13 protein-coding genes and 6 tRNA genes are annotated in these 20107 nt (G+C 56.0%); 5 read left to right on the top strand and 14 right to left on the bottom strand.

Features of this window, described 5'->3' with window-relative positions:
• Nucleotides 1-2 precede the first annotated feature (2 nt).
• Nucleotides 3-1094 carry an NAD-dependent epimerase/dehydratase family protein gene (locus Pan97_RS13435; protein ID WP_144973322.1) on the bottom strand — a complete coding sequence of 364 codons (1092 nt, stop codon included), beginning with the start codon at nucleotides 1092-1094 and terminating at the stop codon, nucleotides 3-5.
• A gap of 504 nt (nucleotides 1095-1598) precedes the next feature.
• On the opposite strand from Pan97_RS13435, the gene pstS reads away from it, so the two are divergent.
• The 4 genes from pstS (at nucleotide 1599) to pstB (ending at nucleotide 5527) form a co-directional block, all read left to right on the top strand.
• Entirely contained in the window at nucleotides 1599-2678 is a 1080-nt protein-coding gene (pstS, locus tag Pan97_RS13430; RefSeq protein WP_165698740.1) for a phosphate ABC transporter substrate-binding protein PstS, read from the top strand.
• A 70-nt stretch (nucleotides 2679-2748) separates the two neighbouring features.
• Nucleotides 2749-3780, top strand: a complete 1032-nt coding sequence (gene pstC / locus Pan97_RS13425) for a phosphate ABC transporter permease subunit PstC (RefSeq protein WP_144973320.1) — start codon at nucleotides 2749-2751, stop codon at nucleotides 3778-3780.
• Complete coding sequence (gene pstA / locus Pan97_RS13420) at nucleotides 3780-4706, top strand: phosphate ABC transporter permease PstA (protein WP_144973318.1); 927 nt, start codon at nucleotides 3780-3782, stop codon at nucleotides 4704-4706. Before pstC ends, pstA begins: the two co-directional genes overlap by 1 nt.
• A gap of 26 nt (nucleotides 4707-4732) precedes the next feature.
• Nucleotides 4733-5527 carry a phosphate ABC transporter ATP-binding protein PstB gene (pstB, locus tag Pan97_RS13415; RefSeq protein WP_144973317.1) on the top strand — a complete coding sequence of 265 codons (795 nt, stop codon included), beginning with the start codon at nucleotides 4733-4735 and terminating at the stop codon, nucleotides 5525-5527.
• 46 nt (nucleotides 5528-5573) lie between these two features.
• Here the strand turns inward: pstB and Pan97_RS13410 are convergent, their stop codons facing one another.
• The 9 genes from Pan97_RS13410 to Pan97_RS13385 all read right to left on the bottom strand — a co-directional run bounded on the left by Pan97_RS13410 (nucleotide 5574) and on the right by Pan97_RS13385 (nucleotide 10294).
• Entirely contained in the window at nucleotides 5574-6713 is a 1140-nt protein-coding gene (locus Pan97_RS13410; protein WP_144973316.1) for a pyruvate kinase, read from the bottom strand.
• A 153-nt stretch (nucleotides 6714-6866) separates the two neighbouring features.
• Nucleotides 6867-8360: a sulfatase family protein gene (locus tag Pan97_RS13405; RefSeq protein WP_144973314.1), complete on the bottom strand. Its 1494-nt coding sequence runs from the start codon at nucleotides 8358-8360 to the stop codon at nucleotides 6867-6869.
• A 610-nt stretch (nucleotides 8361-8970) separates the two neighbouring features.
• On the bottom strand, nucleotides 8971-9330 hold the full coding sequence (locus tag Pan97_RS13400) for a hypothetical protein (protein ID WP_144973312.1): 360 nt from the start codon (nucleotides 9328-9330) through the stop codon (nucleotides 8971-8973).
• 313 nt (nucleotides 9331-9643) lie between these two features.
• Nucleotides 9644-9730 (bottom strand) — tRNA-Ser (locus Pan97_RS26280).
• A gap of 20 nt (nucleotides 9731-9750) precedes the next feature.
• Nucleotides 9751-9826, bottom strand: a tRNA-Leu gene (locus tag Pan97_RS26275).
• 105 nt (nucleotides 9827-9931) lie between these two features.
• A tRNA-Leu gene (locus Pan97_RS13390) sits at nucleotides 9932-10005 on the bottom strand.
• 11 nt (nucleotides 10006-10016) lie between these two features.
• Nucleotides 10017-10100, bottom strand: a tRNA-Ser gene (locus Pan97_RS26270).
• A 7-nt stretch (nucleotides 10101-10107) separates the two neighbouring features.
• Nucleotides 10108-10180 (bottom strand) — tRNA-Glu (locus Pan97_RS26265).
• 42 nt (nucleotides 10181-10222) lie between these two features.
• Nucleotides 10223-10294, bottom strand: a tRNA-Phe gene (locus tag Pan97_RS13385).
• 526 nt (nucleotides 10295-10820) lie between these two features.
• On the opposite strand from Pan97_RS13385, the gene Pan97_RS13380 reads away from it, so the two are divergent.
• Nucleotides 10821-13121: a glycoside hydrolase family 2 protein gene (locus tag Pan97_RS13380; RefSeq protein WP_196782092.1), complete on the top strand. Its 2301-nt coding sequence runs from the start codon at nucleotides 10821-10823 to the stop codon at nucleotides 13119-13121.
• Nucleotides 13122-13185: 64 nt separating this feature from the next.
• Here the strand turns inward: Pan97_RS13380 and modB are convergent, their stop codons facing one another.
• The 4 genes from modB to Pan97_RS13360 all read right to left on the bottom strand — a co-directional run bounded on the left by modB (nucleotide 13186) and on the right by Pan97_RS13360 (nucleotide 20092).
• Nucleotides 13186-13881, bottom strand: coding sequence for a molybdate ABC transporter permease subunit (gene modB / locus Pan97_RS13375; protein ID WP_144973310.1), 696 nt, complete (start codon nucleotides 13879-13881; stop codon nucleotides 13186-13188).
• 2 nt (nucleotides 13882-13883) lie between these two features.
• Nucleotides 13884-14690 (bottom strand): molybdate ABC transporter substrate-binding protein, encoded by an 807-nt coding sequence (gene modA / locus Pan97_RS13370; RefSeq protein ID WP_144973308.1) that lies wholly within the window; start codon nucleotides 14688-14690, stop codon nucleotides 13884-13886.
• Nucleotides 14691-14758: 68 nt separating this feature from the next.
• Nucleotides 14759-17566 carry a c-type cytochrome domain-containing protein gene (locus Pan97_RS13365; RefSeq protein WP_144973306.1) on the bottom strand — a complete coding sequence of 936 codons (2808 nt, stop codon included), beginning with the start codon at nucleotides 17564-17566 and terminating at the stop codon, nucleotides 14759-14761.
• Between the two features lie 6 nt (nucleotides 17567-17572).
• Nucleotides 17573-20092 (bottom strand): DUF1549 domain-containing protein, encoded by a 2520-nt coding sequence (locus tag Pan97_RS13360; RefSeq protein ID WP_196782091.1) that lies wholly within the window; start codon nucleotides 20090-20092, stop codon nucleotides 17573-17575.
• Nucleotides 20093-20107: the final 15 nt, after the last annotated feature.

Genomic DNA, 20107 nt, shown 5'->3' with positions numbered 1-20107 from the left:
ACTCACCCCCGTTGTTCACTTGGTTCTCGTGAGCCCAAACCGTTGATCTCGTAGAACTGGGCAGGGTTTTCCTTGAGTTTGCTTAACATCTCCGGCAACGTGCCCCGAAGTGAGTGGTTAGGCGTCCATCCCAGGACGTGTCGGGCTTCCGTCGCGTCGATCGGATAATTCTGATCCGCCAGGTCAACCATCCACGGCTTAATGAAGGGTTCGTCCTCCTCACGACATGCCATCTGCTGCTTAACCCAGGCACCGGCTTTCGCGGCCGCCGCGGGAATTCGAATGGTGGGCCATTCCTTCCCATGCAAGTGCTGGCCGATTGCGTCTTGCAATTGTCCATAACTCATGACGTCTTCTTCGCCAACGAGAAGTGTCTTAAAGCTGGGAAGTTGATTCCGTCGATCCACCGCCGCCAGAATGCACCGCGTGAGGTCTTCCAAGTGGACAAAAGATTGGCCACAGTTCGCGTCACCAGGGAAAAAATAACTCTCCATCTGCTTTTCGTAGATGCGTTGAATCTGGTTCGAGATCGGCAACGAATGACATGCTTCGTCGTAGACGCCAGCGATTCTAAGGATGAGTACCGGGATATCTCCGTGCTGCTCGCGCAGCAACTGTTCGGTAGCCAACTTGGACTGCGGATAAGCCCACTCGGCATTGGTGGGGGATTGCTCCGTCAGGCGGTTTCCCACGTCGACGGAATTCATCACGAGCAAACTGCTCGTGAATAACAGCTGCTCGACCTGCATGCTCCGCAATTGATCGACAAGTCGCCGAGTACCTTGAACCGTTAGCTCGTCGTAGAGTGGGCTTTCGTTTCCACTAAAGTCGTAGTAGGCCGCCAAGTGAATTACGCTGGCCAAATCGCTTCCATGGTTTGTTTGAAGTTCTGAAAACGCCTCTGCGACGCTCTCATCATCGGTTAAATCGACCTGAATCCAGTGATCGACGTCGGCCTCCTCTTGCTCAGGGGGATGCAGGTCCATTCCGACGACGGTGTAAGACTTCCGTAATTCGGGAACGATGCGTGATCCGATAAGACCCCCACTTCCCGTCACAAGTACGATTGGCCGCTGAATCTGTGGCGTATTCATGGATGAACCTCCTTTTCTTTTTTCTGAGTGCGTTTTTGGATAGGAGGTGCAAGTTCGATGCCAGCCGCGATTGGTAGATTTTGCTCGGAAGGTGGCCAGGACTTACTGACGGCAAGAGACGAGGCGTGTGAAAAATTGATAAATATGGTGAACGACAGCGCTTAGATCGATGCCAAAATTCGCACTACTTAGAAAGAATTCAATCGTCGCTATCACAAAGTAGGGGGAAATGTTAAGGCGGATGTTAAGATTCTGCGTGCATCTCTTAGAGCGGGTTGTGATGCTCGATTGCACCCCTTAGATTTTGTGTCTGAAGGGCGAATTTGGGGCTGGAATGCGTTTCTCTTGGTAGGCATTGCGAAGCTCAAAAGAGTAATCGTCCTTGTTGATGTTGAGTTAACAGTTGACCCCACAAACGGGGGTGCGATGAAAGGGCTCAACAAACCTCCTATCACGATCTCGAATAACATCCTGGGTAATCCTTTTGTGGGGAAACGACCAAGCATGCAAATCACTCCATCAAACTTGGGCTCGTATGTCGCTCTGGCTGCCATGATGGTCGCCACCGTCGGCTGCACCGGTGGAAACAAGCCATCCGCGAACGGCGGAAGCGGTGGCGGTCAGAGTTCCGGTGAACTCATTAAGCTGCAAGGCGCCGGGGCCAGCTTCCCCGCTCTCTTGTACGGAGCATGGTTCAAGACCTACTCCAACGAACACGACAACGTTCAAATCGATTACCAATCGGTCGGTAGCGGTTCCGGCGTGAGCGCCGTGATCGACGGTACGGTCGATTTCGGTGCCAGCGATGCCGCGATGACCGATGAAGAGATGGCCAAGGTCGAGCGCGGCGTCCAGCTGCTTCCGATGACCGCCGGTGCCATCGTGATTGCCTACAATCTTGAAGGCGTCGAAGAATTGAAGCTTTCCCGCGATGCCTACGCTGGGATCTTCCTGAAGGAAATCACGAAGTGGAACGATCCTAAGATTGCTGCCACCAACGAAGGCGTGGAACTTCCCGACGAAGACATCAACGTCATCGTTCGCTCGGACTCCAGCGGCACGACCTACAACTTCACCCAGCACCTGGCCGCGATCAGCGAAAAGTTCAACAGCGAAGTTGGCGTCAACAAGGCTCCGAACTGGCCCGTTGGTACCAAGAGCAAGGGGAACGAAGGGGTGACCACTTCGCTGAAGCAGACCCCAGGTTCGATTGGCTACGTCGAATTTGGTTACGCCGAAAAGACGGGTCTGTCGATGGCTTCGCTGGAAAACAAAGCTGGCAAGTACATCAAGCCTTCGATTGACTCGGCTCAAGCCGCTCTGGCCTCGGTGGAATTCCCGCCATCGTTGATCGCATTCGTGCCGGATCCAGAAGGCGAAGACTCGTGGCCAATCGTCACGTACACGTGGATCATCGCTTACAAGACGTACGACGATTCCAAGAAGATGGAAGCGTTCAAGGAGATGATCAAGTACTGTCTGACCACGGGACAGGAATCGAGTGAGGAACTCGGATACATTCCTTTGCCGGAAGCAGTTACCAGCAAGGTTACGGCCGCGTTGGATAACATTTCCGCGAAGTAAGCCAACTTCTTCCAGGCTTGGTGAGATACTCACCAAGCCTGGTTTTCTACAACAACATGTTGCGGCATCCATGGATCATCCAACAAGGTCGCCGATTTCTCGACCTCCGACGTCCGTCGAGCGGGGAATAGATCGAGTTTTTCGATTTACCTGCTCGGCGTTTGCCTGGCTGACGATCATCGTCATGGCCTACATCGTCGTCGAGATTACCTGGAAGGCAAGTCCAGCCATTCAGGAGTATGGGGCTGGTTTTCTGTCGGGTCGGACGTGGGACCCGAATACATCGGAGTATGGCATCCTCCCTGAAATCTGGGGGACGCTCTACAGCTCGCTTCTAGCTTTATTTATTGGGTCGTTCTTCGGAATTGCCGTCGCCGTGTTTCTCAGCGAAGGCTACCTTGGCAACTTCGTCTTTCAGATCCTGAAGCTATTTGGCATTCAGTTTCACCGTTTCTGGGGCCAGCTGCCCAGTTGGTCGGAAAGTACCCTCAAGAATCTGGTCGAACTGCTCGCTGCGATTCCCAGTGTGGTTTACGGTTTGTGGGGAATCTTCGTGGTGATGCCCCTGCTGCGTGAACCCTGCAACTGGCTGCACGACAACATGGGGTGGTTCCCCCTTTTTGGTACCCGCTACCAAGGCCCCGGCATGCTTACCGCCTCGTTCGTCTTGGCGATTATGATTCTTCCTACCATCTCCGCGATTAGTCGTGACGCGCTCGTGGCGGTTCCACCGAAGCTGCGCGAGGCCTCTTACGGCTTGGGCGCGACGCGTTGGGAGACAATATTATCGGTGGTCCTGCCCACCGCTTCCGGTGGCATCTTTGGTGGTATCGTTCTGGCTTTCGGACGAGCCTTGGGCGAAACGATGGCCCTGGCCATGCTTGTCGGGAATATGAATACGATCGACGTCTCCATCTTTTCTCCAGCCAACACGTTGGCTGCCTTACTCGCCAATAACTTCTCCGAAGCGGGTAGCGACGAGATGAAAGTGGGCGTCCTGATGTACGCAGGCGTGGTCCTGATGGGCATCACCCTGGTCGTAAACATCATTGGCTCACTGATCTTGCAACGGGCAACCAAAGGCCTGAAAGGAATGCGTTAATGGCATCTCCTGAGAAAGAGCCGTTGTCGTTCAACGAAATCGACCTTCGACGGTTAGAACGCTCGCTCCGTAAACCACGTACCTTGCTGAGTGGGTTTCTCAGCCTGGTAACGACGCTGCTTACGTTCACCGCGCTAGTGCCACTCTTTTCCGTCGTCTTTATGCTCTTCTATCGAGGAGCATCAAAGCTAACGCTATCCAACTTCTATCAATTGCCTCCGACGGCTTTTGAGGATGGGGGTGGATTTGGAAACGCCCTGGTCGGGACCCTCATCATGGTCGCCATCGCGGCGCTGATTAGCGTACCGTTTGGGATCATGGCGTCGATTTTTCTGGCCGAACTTGGAACTGGCAGCAAAACGGCCAGTATCGTCCGCTTTTGCGCCAAGGTTCTCAGTGGATTTCCATCGATCTTGGCTGGCGTCTTCGCCTACGGGGCGGTAGTTCTCGTTACCGGTGGATTCTCGGCCTATGCAGGGGGGGTAGCGTTGTCCATTTTGATGCTTCCCGTGGTAATGCTTACCGCCGAGGAAGCCATTCGGATGGTTCCGTCCAAGATGAAAGAAGCTTCTATCGGGATGGGCGCGACGCAAACCGAGACATTGTGGTATGTCACATTGCCAACTGCATTGCCGGGGATCATCACGGGGGTTATGCTGGCGGTTGCTCGAGCGGCGGGTGAGACTGCACCTCTACTGTTTACCGCCCTGTTCAGCAATTATTGGTCCATGTCTACCTGGTCCCCCACGTCCTTAGAACTGAATCAACCGACCGCGTCGATGGCGGTACTCATTTACAACTTTTCTTCGTCGTTTGTGGACAATCAACGCGAAATGGCCTGGTCCGCATCATTAGTTTTAGTACTGGTGGTGCTGGTAACGAACTTGATTGGCAAGAGCCTGTCATCGAGCGGACCGCAACGATAAACTGCCGAAATAGGATCGGTAATCCAATGGTTGACAATCAGCCTGCCAACAACACGGTCATAGACTGCGACGTGAAGGAACTGTACTACGGTAACTTCAAAGCAGTCCGCGATACCCGTATCCCGATCAAGCAAGGACAGATCACCGCCTTCATCGGTCCCTCCGGCTGCGGCAAGAGCACCGTGCTGCGTTGCTTGAATCGCATGAACGACCTGATCCGTGGTTTCCGCTTCGAAGGGCACGTTCATTTCCGCGGCCAAGACATCTACGGCCAGACGATTGATCCGGTCGCCGTTCGCCGCCACATCGGAATGGTGTTTCAGCAACCCAATCCGTTTGCGATGAGCATCTACAAGAACATTACCTACGGTCTTCGCATCAACGGCTATCGCGGCAATTACGACGAAGTCGTCGAGCGAGCACTCCGTGGTGCGGCATTGTGGGACGAAGTGAAGGACAAGCTCAAGCAAAGCGGTTTGTCCCTCTCTGGCGGTCAGCAGCAGCGTTTGTGTATCGCCCGGGCGATTGCCGTGGAACCGGAAGTCCTGCTGATGGACGAACCTTGTTCAGCACTCGACCCGATTGCAACCCGCAAGATCGAAGAGTTGATGAAAGAGCTTAAGCAGAAGTACACGATTGCCATTGTGACGCACAATATGCAGCAAGCTCAGCGTGTCGCCGATCAAACCGCGTTTCTGTACGTCGACACTACCGAAGGTGGCCGCACTGGCTACCTTGTCGAACAAGAAGAAACGAAGCAACTCTTTGAAGATCCCCAGCAGGAATACACGCGGCAATATATCCGCGGTGAATTCAGCTAGTCGGTTGCGACTCTGTCGCAGGGGATCAAGAGAGCATGCGGCCAGTCTACGTGATCGTTTCGATCACGAACGCGTTTGCGTTGTCGGTCGAACGGAGTGGCAACTCCGAGACGACAATCATCCGATCCCCAGGCACTACCAGTCCCAGCGTCTTGGCGATCGAGGTCGTGGTCGTGAGCATCTCCGCCGTGGTGCTTGGTGCTTTCATCTGTCGGGAAACAACGCCGTGGTAGACTCCCATCTGACGCACCGTTGTCGCCAGGTCGGAAAGCCCTAAGACGGGGCAATCGATCCAATTCTTCGCAATCAGCCGGGCCGTCATGCTCGAATGAGAATAGACGCCGACCGCGGCAATTTCCTGCATTTTCAGGATGTGCCGGATCGAGTAGGCCAGGGCGGCCGTATTCGGTGGCTGACCAAACCCGACCTTGATCGGACGATCGGTAATCTCCATCAGGCTCTCGGTCGCGATGACCGTCTTCGAGACCACTTCGACCGCTTGAGTCGGAAAACTTCCCACGGCGGTCTCGGCCCCCAACAGAATAGCGTCGGCGTGGTCGAACACAACGTTCGCGATATCGAAGACTTCCCCATTGCTGGGCTCTTTCGATTGCAGCATATTGCTCAGAATGCCGCGCCCTACAAGACATGGTTTGGCCCCAATCTGACATTGCCGGGCAACCATTTTCTGCATCACCGGGATTGACCACGTTTCCAGTTCCGAAAGACCGGTCCCGGTAACGACGACCCCGTCCGCCGCTTGAATGATGCTGTCGATGTCTCGGTAGTTCGACGCATGGTCCAGGCGGGCCATGACGGCGGCCGCGCTGCCAGCCTCGGCAAGCACCTTGCGGACCTCGGAAACGGTATGAGATCCCTGGGAGACAGAGATCAAAACGTAATCGATCTCGTGATCTGCAATCCAGTTGACCAGGTTCGGGGTAATACTCACCTCGCCGCCAGCCGATCCTTCGGCGGATGGAACGTCTACCAACAGCGTAATGGGCTGCTGGGCTATTCCTTCGACTTCGCGAACCGCCTCGTGCCGCTCCTGCCAAACTGACCCATCGTCCTGAGACAAGTCCAGAAGAAACGCATCAGCGCCGGCACGAACAAGCTGCATCAGTTCGCCTGGACGCGATGCGCTGGGACCGAGCGTTGCCGCGACCTTCGTACGCTTGAGCATGGCGGACGTCGTTGGTTGAAGAAGAGGATTTGGCTCAACCAAAGTCTTAGTACCTTCCTTGTCGGTTTAACAATTTGCCACCAGTGGCAATGGCTTCGACAAAAGGCACGAAACCCCGTTGCCTCGCGCCGTCAAAGCGTGTCCCGATTCAGCTTAGCGAATCTTCTCGTCCGGTAGTTCCGAACCGATGCCTTGGTCGATGGGCATCTTATCGGTAGCCGCAGTTAGCCCAACCGATTCCATCTGCTCCGTCAATTCCTGGCGAAGCTGCTTGACCAGCTTGGCATGTTCCGGCTTTTCGGCAAGGTTCGTCCCTTCCTCCGGATCCGCTTTCAGGTCATACAGTTCCGCCATATGACGATCGGGCGAGCCGTCTCCATGTGGGTAGCGAATGAACTTCCAGCGGTCGGTACGCAGTGCCCGCACGTTGGGCGTATACGGAAACTGCTTTTCGTAATTGTAGTAGTATAGCCAAGACTTCCGCCAATCGTCGTCGCCTCCGGCGGCTAACTTTGCCCACGACTGACCGTGGATGTCTTCGATTGGCTTCGCTCCGGCCAGTTCGATGAGGGTAGGAGCCATATCAACGGTCAGAACCTGCTGATCGAGTGCTTTCCCCTGACCAAGCTTCGGATAACGAACGATCAGCGGAACGCGAATGCTCATTTCGTGGGCCGTCCGCTTATCGACCATGCCGTGCTCACCCTCAAGCAGACCGTTGTCCCCCATGAAGACGATGACCGTGTTATCCAGTTGGCCCGATTTATCCAGCCAGTCGTAGAGACGCCCCATACTGTCGTCGATGCTCAGGACGGTACCCCAGTAGGCATGCACCATGTTCTCGAACGCCTTGACCCCTTCCGGGCTGTCATCGGGAAAGTCCTTCCGCCAGTCGAACAGGGGACCGTAGATGCCGTGCCAGGTGTAGAGTCGTTTCTTCATCCACTTCGGATTGTCGTCGAGGTCGAACGCCGTGGCAGGGTACTTCACTTCAACGTCGTCAAACGCATGCTCATACTTCGGCTCTGGGAAGTAGAAGCTATGGGGCGCTTTCTGGCCGATCATCAGGCACCAGGGCTTATCAGCGTGGTCCTTTTCCAGCCAGTCAATCGCCATGTCGGTAACGACATGCGTGTAGTAGCCCTCGATGACTTTTTCGCCTTGGCCGTTGATGTTGAAAGCCGTGTCGAAGTACTTGCCCTGGCCTTTGTGCGTGACGAACCAATCAAAACCGGGGCGAGGCTGATCGTTATCTTCACCCATGTGATATTTGCCGATGTAGGCCGTTTCGTACCCGGCATCCTGCAGACGCTTGGGGAACGTGGCCATCTCGGTCGGGAATTCAGTGAAGTTGTCGGTCACCCCGTGGGCGTGGGCGTAAAGGCCGGTCAGAATCGAAGCGCGGCTTGGCGAGCACAGCGATGTCGTGCAGAAGGAATTGTTGAAAACAATTCCTTCCTTGGCGATTTGGTCGATTCGGGGGGTCTTCACGTGCTCGCTGCCCAAGCAGCCAACGGCGTCCGGACGAAGATCGTCGCACAAAACGAACAGGATATTCGGCTTCTTCGCTTGATCCGCCGCCGTAGCGATAGAAAGCGGAGCGATCAGTAGACACGTAAATAGGAAAAAGAAACGCGCGAAGTTCATCAGGAAGATCCTCGAAACTGGGGCAAAGCAGGGGGTAGCCGTCTAATAAACGGCCAGAGGTTCACTCCCTAATTTGCGTCAATGGCGACTAACTTTCCAGTCGGGGAGGGGAAATCGAGAAGAATCCAAGGCAAAAAAAGCGAAAGAGGCATCACGCACGCGGTTCAAGCGAAGGAGATCAAAATCGTGTTCCGAACGTCAGGAGGGCTCGATTGAGTGGACACAGATTGACCACATATATCACATATATGAAGTCACACGAGAAGTATTGTTCGGAAGAACTTTGGATCGTTATGGCTTTTCTATCATCCAATCAATACAATCCGATGACTCATGAAGAGCCGTGTCTAAAAAACGGGCTGGCCACAGAAATGTGGCCAGCCCTAGCCCGTCCCGAGGCGATCGAGGGACAGCAACGAACGACCTCGAGTGGGCATAACGCGCGGTTAGTTTCTAATTGCCCCATATTAATGAGGTTCTTAGAATCGGTCGTTGCTTAACTAGACGCGGATTTTCGAGTCGCTTCACCGCGGTGTTATTCCGCGGTGGAGCATTCTTGAGAACGCGAGTACTTGAAAGAATCCGAGTTCACAGCCACTAGATAACACGGTTACCTTGCGGCAAACCAATTCAGTTCATCCTTTTCCATAAGGGATTGCTGCACGAGAGTACTCCCAAGGTAGTTGAGCGCACTAGCAGCTGCCAGCACTTCGTTACCTACTAATTCACGTTGTAACGAGAGCAGAGATTCTAGTTTGGCCAAGACAAGCTCAGCGAAATCGGCATCAAACTGATTCGGTGACACAGCCGATTCTTCCCCACCATTAGTCCATTTCTTATCGGTATGAATCGCTTGGCGAATCCCCCTCAAAGAATTGTGTGGAGACACTGTGTCTGCCTCTGGGAATTTGCAGACTCCCAGTGCATGAGATACAGACTTAAACGATAACAAGATCGAAGTTTGACTCATTAAACATCACGACTTCCTCTGTCCCTAGAACTCGCGAAATATTTCCCAACGGCGTTATAAACGAGAATCGGTCAAACTTGGATTCGGGTCAAATGCAAAACGTCAAAAAGGCTTCGCAAAACCGCAAATCCCCCCATCTTGGCCTCCTGCTGTGAGGCAAGAGCGGTTAAATCATAGCTTCCCCATGTAAAATTTGCAGCTGTGATTTGGTATCTTCCGTCTAGACAGATTCTGCTCCGCCTAACCGTTGACTTGGCGACAGCAATGAGGCAACAGACCTCCCGAGAAATCGTAATTGCGAATCCGATTGAAGCGGAAGGCATGGGATTCGAACCCACATGACCATAGCGGTCGCACGGTTTAGCAAACCGGCCCGACGAGCCGTATTCGGCTACCTTCCTCGTTGAATGTTGTTTTGAGTGATCAAGGTGGGAGTCGAACCCACAAATTCACCACGTTCTCACCGTGGCCGCTTTTCCAATTTGCGTACCTGATCATTGACACGCGCTGGCGTGCAGTGGCCCAGGCGGGATTCGAACCCGCAACGTCCCCGAATTTTAAGTTCGAGCGGTCAACCAATTGCCACAGGGCCGTTCAGCAGTGGCTCGAGTGGGATTCGAACCCACAGCATCCCTCGTTCTGAGCGAAGGTGGTCTGCCAGTTGCCTACCGAGCCATCCATCAAGGCGGAAGCCGTGGGACTCGAACCCACAAACGGACATGCCGTCAGCTGTTTTCAAGACAGTTTCCTCATCCAGCCGGATGACTTCCGAAATAGCAGCCCGTGTGGGAGTCGAACCCTACCTGCCCGGCGTGAAAGACCGGTGACCTCACCCGAAGTCGAACGGGCCGAAATGTTGGCGGCGCGATGCTGTCAGGGCATCGCGCAGAAGCGGACTGGGAGGCGCTCGAATCCTCGTATGCGGTTCTTCAAACCGCCGCTATACCGTCTCAGCTACCAGTCCAGATGCTTTGTTTGCGTCACAAAAAAAGCCCGAAGTCGCGTTGACTCCGGGCCGAAGGTCATTTCGATCTTCAGACGTGTAGTCAACGCAAACTCGATTCTCGCGATAGGGATAGAAATCGCGATTCGCGGCGCAGAGGTTCCCCCAATGAACCCAAAAACAGACTTAAATTGCGACGCGACATGAGAATCAATTCCTTCCTTTGTCGTTGGAGCATTTCCAACAGGTCAGTCGTATGTTCAAAGGTTAAGACGAACGTGCCGCGAATAGGTTCGCATCCTGCCAAAAAAAAGCCTCTATATGCAATGATAAAACCGCAATTGAATTGCACGCCACGGCCAGTTGGTTGTTAAGGAGGGCAATGACTTCGCGAGGAATCCCGATTTGCCAATCTGGCGATGGCTTGTAACGAAACTCAAAAACGAAACGTGGCAACTCATTAGTTTCGCACTCCCATTGTGACAAAATAGACAGTCCTGCCACATCACGCTCTTCGCCCCCTGTCCTGATAACGGAGACACGAAAAATGAATCTTCCCAATGTGCTTCAATTGAGAAGACTGAGTTGGCTGTTTGCTTTGGTGCTTATCATTTCGCCACTTGCGGCCATGGGTGCCGAGGAAGATCCCCACAGCATTGACGGCCCTTGGAAGTACACCTTGGTTCCACCAAACGATGGCTGGAAACAAGCCGACTACGACGACGATAAGTGGCAGGAAGGTTACGGAGGTTTCGGAACGCGCGGCACGCCCAATGCCCGCGTCGGAACCGTTTGGGATACCGATCACATCTGGCTGCGCCGTACCTACAATTTGGAGAACTTGCCCAAGAAGCCAGCTCTCTTGATTCACCATGACGAAGATACCGAGGTCTTCATCAACGGCGTCCAGGTAGGCAAGTTCACACGGTGGTCGACCGACTACAGCGTCTATCCGCTGACCGACGAGGGGCGGCGTGCGTTGAAGATCGGCCAGAACCAGCTCGCAGCCCATACGAGACAAGATACTGGCGGACAGTACATCGACATCCATTTGATCGACGAAGACCACGTCCCAAAGTTGCCACCGGCGCGACTTCCTGAACATCCTTACCAGTCCGATCTGATCACCCAGTGGGGCGCCGAGGTTACCGCCGAGAATGCCTGGCAAGAGTATCCCCGTCCACAAATGACGCGTGACCGTTGGAAAAACTTGAATGGTCGCTGGAACTACGCGATCACTTCCGAGAACCAGGACAGCATCCCTGATACATGGGCCGGGCAGATCCTGGTTCCCTATGCCATCGAATCGAAGCTCTCCGGCGTTCAGCGGAATCTCCGTCCTACCGAAGCCCTCTGGTATCAGCGCAGCGTCGAGCTGGAGCCAAAAAAAGATGAAGTCACGCTGCTGAATTTTGAAGCGGTCGATTACGCGTGTCGCGTCTTCGTCAACGGCGCCGAAGTGGGCAGTCATGTGGGCGGCAACACGCCATTCAGCATCGACGTGACCAAGGCCGCGAAGAGGGGGGTGAACGATATTGTGGTCCGTGTCGAAGACAAGACAGGCGGACCCCAGCTACGAGGCAAACAAACGCTACACCCGGAAGGGATCTGGTACACGCAGGTCTCGGGCATCTGGCAGACCGTGTGGGTCGAACAGGTTCCCCACACGTACATTTCGGACGTGAAGATCCTGACCGACCCCGAAACAGGTCGCATCCAAATCACTCCCATCCTTGGAGGCAATAGTGATGCTAAGGTCTCCTTCAAAGCCACTGTCTACGACAACGGTACCGCAGTCGCGGACGTCACGGCGGCTAAAGAAGACCTCGCTGTTGAGATTGCCGATGCCAAGTTGTGGTCGCCGAGCAGCCCGCATCTCTACGAGATCAGCCTGGCCGTGCTCGATGAGAATGGCGCAGCGATCGACACGGTGGGTACGTACGCAGGCATTCGTTCGGTGGGAACAGTCCGCAACGAAGATGGCGACCTCCGGTTCACGTTGAACGGCAAGCCGATCTTCCATTGGGGGCCGCTCGATCAAGGGTGGTGGCCCGATGGGCTCCTGACGCCTCCCTCGGACGAAGCGATGTTGTTCGACGTCGAGTATCTCCAGGCCGCCGGATTCAACATGATCCGCAAGCACATCAAGGTCGAACCGCGCCGGTACTACTATCACTGCGATCGACTCGGCATGCTGGTATGGCAAGACCAGGTCAGCGGCGGTAAGAGCCCACCATGGACTCGTATGCGACCTGACCCCATCGACGCGAATTGGACCGACGAAGACCACGCCCAATACCTGCGTGAATTCGACGAAATGGTTGGCACGCTGGAAAATCATCCGAGCATCGTCGTCTGGGTGCCGTTCAACGAAGCCTGGGGGCAGCATCGAACCGTCTCGACCGGCGAGTGGATCATGCAGCGCGATCCGACCCGCCTGATCAACATTGCCAGCGGCGGTAACTACTGGGAAGTAGGGCATGTCGCCGATCAGCACAGCTATCCCCATCCTTCATTTCCGTTCCAGCAAGAGCGTCTTAACAAGATGGTCAAAGTGGTCGGCGAATTCGGCGGGCACGGGTGGCCGGTTGAAGGGCACCTCTGGAAGAAGACCCAGGCCAACTGGGGTTACGGTGGATTGCCCCGTTCGGCCAAAGAGTACCAGGCCCGCTACCAGGAATCGATCGGCAAGCTTCTTGAGTTGAAGTCCCAGGGTATTGCCGGTGGCGTTTATACCCAAACGACCGACGTCGAAAGCGAGATCAACGGTTTGATGACCTACGACCGCAAGGTGATCAAGATCCCAGCCGCGGACCTCAAAGCGATTCACGCGCCGCTAACCAAGTAGCGTGAATCAGGCAAAAAGGAACTCTCAACTCCGGTATCGCGTTTGGCGATACCGGAGTTTTTTGTTACCCGTCCGATTCTTGATTCGGAACTGCGCGCGACTTGCGTTCGAGTCGCTCGCTGACCCACAGCGCCGCAGCCGCAATCAAGATCGACACGACGATCACTCCCGTTGCGTTCTGGACGCCGCCTGGGGTTTCCATCTGATCGTACACGTACAGCGGTACGGTTTGCGTCTTGCCGGGGATGTTGCCGGAAATCATGATCGTGGCCCCGAATTCGCCGAAACCGCGGGCAAATGCGAGAATGCACCCAGCAATAATCCCCGAACGGGCCAGCGGAACGGTCACTGTCCAGAACGCGTCCCAGCGTGTTGCTCCCAGCGTTTCGGCAGCCATCTCGAGCGTTGGATCGACCGAAGAAATCCCCAGGCGAATCGAACGCACCATCAAGGGGAACGCGACGACTGCCGCAGCTACGGCGGCTCCTTTCCAGTCGAAGATGATCGAGATGCCTAGCCAATCCTGAAGCACCGCGCCCAGGACGCCGTTTCGTCCGAAGGCGACCAGCAGCAGATAGCCGGTGATCACCGGCGGTAGGACGAGCGGCAAGTTGATGGCTGTTTCCAGCAAGGTCTTGCCCCAGAACGACTTGCGGGCCAACAACCATCCGCAGGCCAAGCCAGGCGGCAGCCCCAATAGAACGCCGATCAACGACACGCGAAGACTCAGCAGCACGGCAGCAATTTGGTCGGAGTCCACCGCTACTCCTTTTCCGGGTCGAAGGCCAAGGCCTGAAAGCCGTAGCGCTGGGCAATCTCTTGCGCTTCGCTCCCCTGGAAGAACTGGTAGATCTGTTCCGATGCGTCCGAGCCCGAACGCATTCGTACCAAGGGATAGACGATAGGCGAGTGCGAAGCGGGAGCGAACCGGGCAATCACGCGAACGGAATCGGTCAGGCGAGCATCAGTCGCATAGACGATCGCCGCATCGACTTCGCCGCGCTCGGCATATGCCAGGGTACTGCGGACATCGTGCCCGCGAATGATCTTACCGGAGTCGCTCAGCGGTTGCCAAAGCTGGTAATAGGTAAGTGCCTGCTTGGAGTAAATGCCAGCCGGTACGTTCTCGCCAGCGATCGCGACGCGTTTGACTTGATCCGAAGTAAGATCCTCAAGACGGTCAATCTGCAACGGGGAATCCGCCGGGACGATCACCACAATCGAATTGGCCAGCCAATGGATTGACTCACTCGCCAAGTCGGCGTCCACAATCGCTTGCGCCCACCTGCGATTGGCCGAAACGTAGATATCCGCCGGGGCACCTGAAAGGATCTGCTGAGCCAGCGCGTGCGAAGGGCCGGTGCTGATCTCGATTTTGGTCGGCGAATCGAGCGTCTTTTGAGCCGCGGCAGCGATCTCTTCCAGCAGATCCTTGGTGCTCGCCGCTCCGAGAATCACCACCGTAGGTGCTTCCGAGCGGCTTTTGGACAAACAGCCAGGCAACAGGGCGGCAAGGGTCAGCACCCAAATCGACCAGTGTAAGACGTGCTTAGACTCGAAGACGATCATGTTCGGACTCTTAGGAAAGGAATCCGAACATTGTAGGCAGATCGATACGGGTCCTTAAAGGCGCCCGGTCAATTCGGTCGCACGTGCAGCAAAACCGGCTGCGTGGCGTGCCCTCCGTCCGAGCCGGTTTGCAGGTGAAACAGCCGCGACGTAGGCTGGGCGACTTCATCCGCGGTGATGAAGAACTCGCGTTCGTCATGACCCGACATGATCATCAGCCCGTTCAGACCCAGGTTGGCCACGTTTACCGCGAAGGGGAGATTCCGGCCAGAGCCCTCCTTGCCGAAGCTGATGTTCCCGTTGTCCCCTTGCCTGTCGGCGACTACTTTCAGCATGATCGTCTCGCCCGCTTGAACTTCGAATTCCAGCAGCCCGTCTTCGCCTTTCTTGATCGGAGCGGCTCCCTTCTCGGCAGGTTCGATCCGCACGGCCAACTTCGTTTTGTCGCGAATTTCGATCTTCTTGAAGCCAGCCACGTCGTGTGTGACTTCCTTGTCGTCGATCTTAGCGGACGCAACGATCTTGATCCGCTTTAGCTGCTCTTCATCCAGCGTCTTGGCCGACTCGCCCGCATAGAGTACACCCATCGCTTCGATTTGTCCCTCTTCGATGGTGATCGGCGAGGTGATCGTGAACCCCTCAGGCAGGCCTTCGACGCGCACGTCGATTGGTCCGTCGAAGTTGTCCATTCGCGCGCAGCGAAAGCGAACTTCGCGATAGCTCTTGGCGCCGATGGCGATATCGCGGAAGGCGTTATCCACTCGGAAGTCTGCCTGGCGCGCCCGGGCTGAGAGTTCGTACGTGAATTTATCCCCTTCAAAGCCGCGAACGTCACGCACCTTCACCAGGTAGTCGCCATCAGCAGGCGCCGTGAAGAAGAGCCGCGAGTCGTCCCCCATCGTACGGCGAGACTCGTCGTCGTTCTCGTAGTAAAGCGTGAACACCGGCAGGCCGTTGGGAACGATGTTCTGGCCAACCGGGACGGGCTCAACCACGTAGCAAGGTTCACCCAACGCGTGAGCCAGCGGCGTAGTGTCGAAAAAGCCCCACCGTTTCCCTTCACCTGGGTAGACCTTGAAACCACTGTCGGGGCCGCGAGGGTGAAGCCATAACCGGACGACCTCTCCGCTGGAATAGAGGTACTGATTGAGCTTCATCTCTTCCCAGTTGAAGATGCGGAAGTCGTCCGAGGTGGAATCATCCTTGCCGCGGAAGGTGAAATACGAATCGCGAACAGCCTGAAGCTTGATACGTTCAACGGGCGTTCCATCGGCATGGTAGACTGAGATGTGCGAATCAAGCGGACTCTTCGAGCGGGCCGCGTTGGTTTCCAAAACCCACGTCTGACCGGCCAGGGCCGAGAAGCGATAGAAGTCGACGTCGGGGCCTTCCGCCTCGTTGTGAATCGTTCCTTTAATCTTCGCCGGAAAAGCGACCTTCTGGGCCGTGTCCGGCGTGTCGTTTCCTTCCGCTTCCGGAATCGCAGCCATGTCCGTCGCGGGAATCGGCTTCGGCTCAATCGATGCGACCCGTTGCATCTGCTGTGAGTTCAATTCCTCATCGGTCCAGGTAATCCGCTGAACCTCCCCATTCATCTGCCCCAGAAAGAGGGACTTGGAAGGGGCGGCGTAGGCGGCCGTCATGGCGACCTCGGGACGATCACTCCACAGCTTCAACTCCGAGTAGTTCGTCGTGTCCCACAGCTTCACGGCCAGATCGTTGCCGATGGTAAACAGCTTGCGGCCGTCATCCGCGAACGCCAGCCGCTGGACGGGGCCTTCGTGGGCGAAACGAGCCTGAATCATCGGATTGATTTTCGGACCGTTCTGGGAAACGAACTTCCAGACGCGCAAGTTGTTATCGGCACCGCCAGCGACAATCGTCTTGCCGTCAGGCGAGAACGCACAGCAGTAAACTTCCTTCAGCGGCTGCGGCAACGTATCCAGCCGCATGGCATCACTAACCCGCCACACCTTGCAAGTATCATCGGCACTGCCGGACACCAGGAACTTGCTGTTGGGGCTGAAGCCGACATCGTAGACGGCCCCGTTGTGCCCGGTCAGTTCGTGCAGTTGTTTGCCACTTTCGATGTCCCACAGGACGATCTTGCGATCGTAGCCGCAGGTCGCGATCGTTTTTCCGTCCGGGGAAATCTCGGCATCGAAAAGGATGTCGCCGTGCCCTTTGAAGTTCTGAACTTCCTTACCGGTATCGGTGGTGAAGATCGCCGCGTAGCCAGCCAAGCCCGTGAGGCCGGACGCGACCGCGATTTGTTTGCCGTCGCGAGCAAAATGCAACGAGGTCACCTTGCCGGGAAGCCCTGCGATTTCCAAGGCGGGCTTACCTTGGTCGTAAGCACCTCCGTTATCGAGCTGAAAGAATTGAACCTGGCCGTAGCGTCCGATCGCGATCTGCTTGCCATCCGGCGAGACGGCAAGTGCGGACACGGGGCGAACCGCGGCGCTCGACGGAATCGGATCGACTGGCAGCTTCCAGGGCGAGCTTTCCGGCGAATCACCATGAGGGGCTCCGGCCTTGATCCACTGGACGATGCGATTGATTTCGTCTTTGCTTGGCTGCGGCTCGTCTTCCGGCGGCATCTTCGGCTCCACCGAACCGAGCATGACAGCGACCAACTGGCTGGCGCTCGGATCGCCCGGTTTCAGCAGCGGGCCTTCCGACGACTCTCCCTGTAAGGACTTGAACGATTGTAGCGAGAGGTCCGCTTCCGGCTCGGCATCGTTGTGGCAGCCTACGCAATACTTGCGCAGCAAGGGCTCGACATCCTTCTGGTAGTTCGGCGCTTCCGCGGCAGCGAGTTGCCAACCGCAGGAAAGGAGCACCAGGAAAGCAGAAAGTAGGCTTGTATATTTCATGGCGAATTAATGATTGAAGAGGAACTCGCGGGTACTCAGTAAGCCCCAGAACAGGTCTTCGATTGTGGCGCGTTCCTCGGCCGAATTCACTGGCGGTAGGAACTGGACCAACTCGCGGCGTTTGTCCGGCGTGGGGTAACGCGAGAAGCAGGTCAGGTAGATCTCGTCCACCAAAGCTTCATCCGAAAGGCCGTTGCGACGAAGCTGAAGCAGCTTCTCGACGCGACCCTGTGGGGACTGCAGCTTATTGTTGATCGTGTTGCCGTTGGAAATGTGCAGCACCTGAACCATGGTAGGCTCAGAAGATCGCTCGCATTCGCAGACGATATTCCGCGGGTTTCGGCCAAACGTGCTGAGAAAGTAGTTCTCGACGGCCGAGTCGTAAAGCTGAATCGCCTTGGTTCCTTCCGGATAGAAGTCTGTCTTCTGCTTGTCATTCCCGGGGAAGGCCACCGTATCGAACTTCGACGGCACCCCGGTGACTTGAACCACGGCGTCGTGCAACACCTCTGCCATGATGCGACGCGGGTAATAGCGGCTGTAGAAGCGAGATTCTGCTTCGTTGCCTGCGATGGGCTTGCTTGAGCGCTGGTAGGCGTTGGACTGCAGAATCGTTCGCATGAGCGACTTCAGGTCGAATTCATTGTCGACGACATGCTGCGTGGCCGCGTCGAACAGCGCGCCGTTACTGGGCGGATTCGAGATCCGCAGATCGTCGACTTCTTCGACCAGGCCTACCCCGTAGAAGTTAGCCCACACGCGATTAGTGATCGCCCTGGCGAAGTAAGGATTGTTTGGGGAAGTGAGCCACTGGGCGAACTTGATCCGGCGGTCTTCCGGGCTATCGAAGGCCATTGGCTCGCCATCCAACGGCGTCGGCGGCTGCGGCTTTCCAGTTCGCGGCTGCACCAGTTCGCCCGAGGTAGCCACGTACAAAGTCCGCGACCCATCGCCGTTGCGACCTTCGCCCCCCCAGCCTTTGGCCTTCACACGCGAGAAAATATTGGCCATCGCGTAGTACTGGTCGTTGGTCCATTTTTCCAGTGGATGGTTATGGCACTTGGCACAACCGATCGACAGACTCATGAAGGCCTGGGAGGCGTTCTCGGTCATCTCTTCCGGCGTTTGATTCAAAGCGAAAAAGTTCGTCGCGCCGTTCTCGGTACTTTCACCGGTCGAGGTGATGATCTCGCGCACCATATGATCCCACGGGGTATTCTTCTCGACGTGGCCATGGATCCACTGGTAATACGTCTTCAGGGCCGTCGGGCGCAGCAAGGTCCCGTTGAGCATCAGAATGTCGGACCATTTGTAAGACCAATAATCGACGAACTCGGGGCTCTCCAGCAGCTTCTCGATGAGCTTGTCCCGCTTGTCTTCGCTGGTATCGGCCAGGTAATTGCGGGTTTCTTCCAAGGTTGGAATGCGTCCGACCGTATCGACATACGCGCGGCGGAGGAACTCGGCATCGGTGCAGTCAGGAGAAGCGACCAGGTTCAGCCGCTTTAGCTGCGCGTCGATATGTTCGTCGATGAAATTACGAGGCTTGCGGTCGTCGGCACCGGCAATGGCGGACTTGTCAGCATCCAAAGCGTAAGGAACGGTAGTCCGGGCGATGGCTAGCTTACTGTCGTACCACGCGACGATGGCCCCTTCGCCAGGCCCCATGATAGTGGCCAGCCCCTCGTCGTTGACCTGCGAGACGGTGTCGTTGGTGCTCGACCAGCGAACCCACCGCGTCACGTCGCGCGAGGTACCATCGCTGTAGTGTGCACGAACCGAGAACTGCTGCGTCGCGCCAATTTCCTGCAGCGACGCTTCCGGAAAGACTTCCAGTCGCTCGGTCACCGCGTCCCCTGACTCAGGCGGAACGGCCCCGTGAGCAATCCAATCGGCCAGAACCTGAAAGTCTTCGCTATCACGCGGAAGCTTCAAGCCACCTTTATGCGGAACGGCGGTCGATGGTTTGTTCAGCAGCAGGCTGTACTCAGGAGCGGCGAACTCGATACGGCGGCCTTTGTCCTGCTTCACGATGTTGAAGTAGTCCGACTCGGGGTCGTAACCGTTGAGCGAAAGACGAAAGCCCCCTTTGCCAGCCAGGGCTCCGTGACACCCGCCTGCGTTGCAGTTTCGTTTCGACAGAATGGGAAGCACATCGCCGCGGAAGCTGTACGGCGTCGACTTCTCTTGACCCGATACCACCACTTCCACAGCCGCGTGCTGGTCGCCCACTTTCGCGGTGATCGTGGCCGTACCGTTGCCGACTGGTTTCACGATGCCATCTTCGATCGTCGCTACGGCCGAGTCATTCGACTCGAGCGTAAGTGACTCGGTTACCTGGCCCAAGTGCTGTTGGCTTGATTGCCGCTGGACTATGATCAATTGCCGGTCGCTGGGGGAACGCAATTCGATCTTTTGGGGAAGGATCGCCAACGACGAATCTTCCGCCAGCGCTGGCGAATTCAACCCAGCCAGCGAGGCAGTAAGAGCTACCGCCGCTTGGAAAAAAGAAAGCCGCATATTCATGGAGTGCTCAGGCAA

The organism is Bremerella volcania, from assembly GCF_007748115.1.
Taxonomy (GTDB): Bacteria; Planctomycetota; Planctomycetia; order Pirellulales; family Pirellulaceae; genus Bremerella; species Bremerella volcania.
Note: the sequence above shows the minus strand (reverse complement) of the source record. Positions and strands in the feature narration are given on the sequence as shown.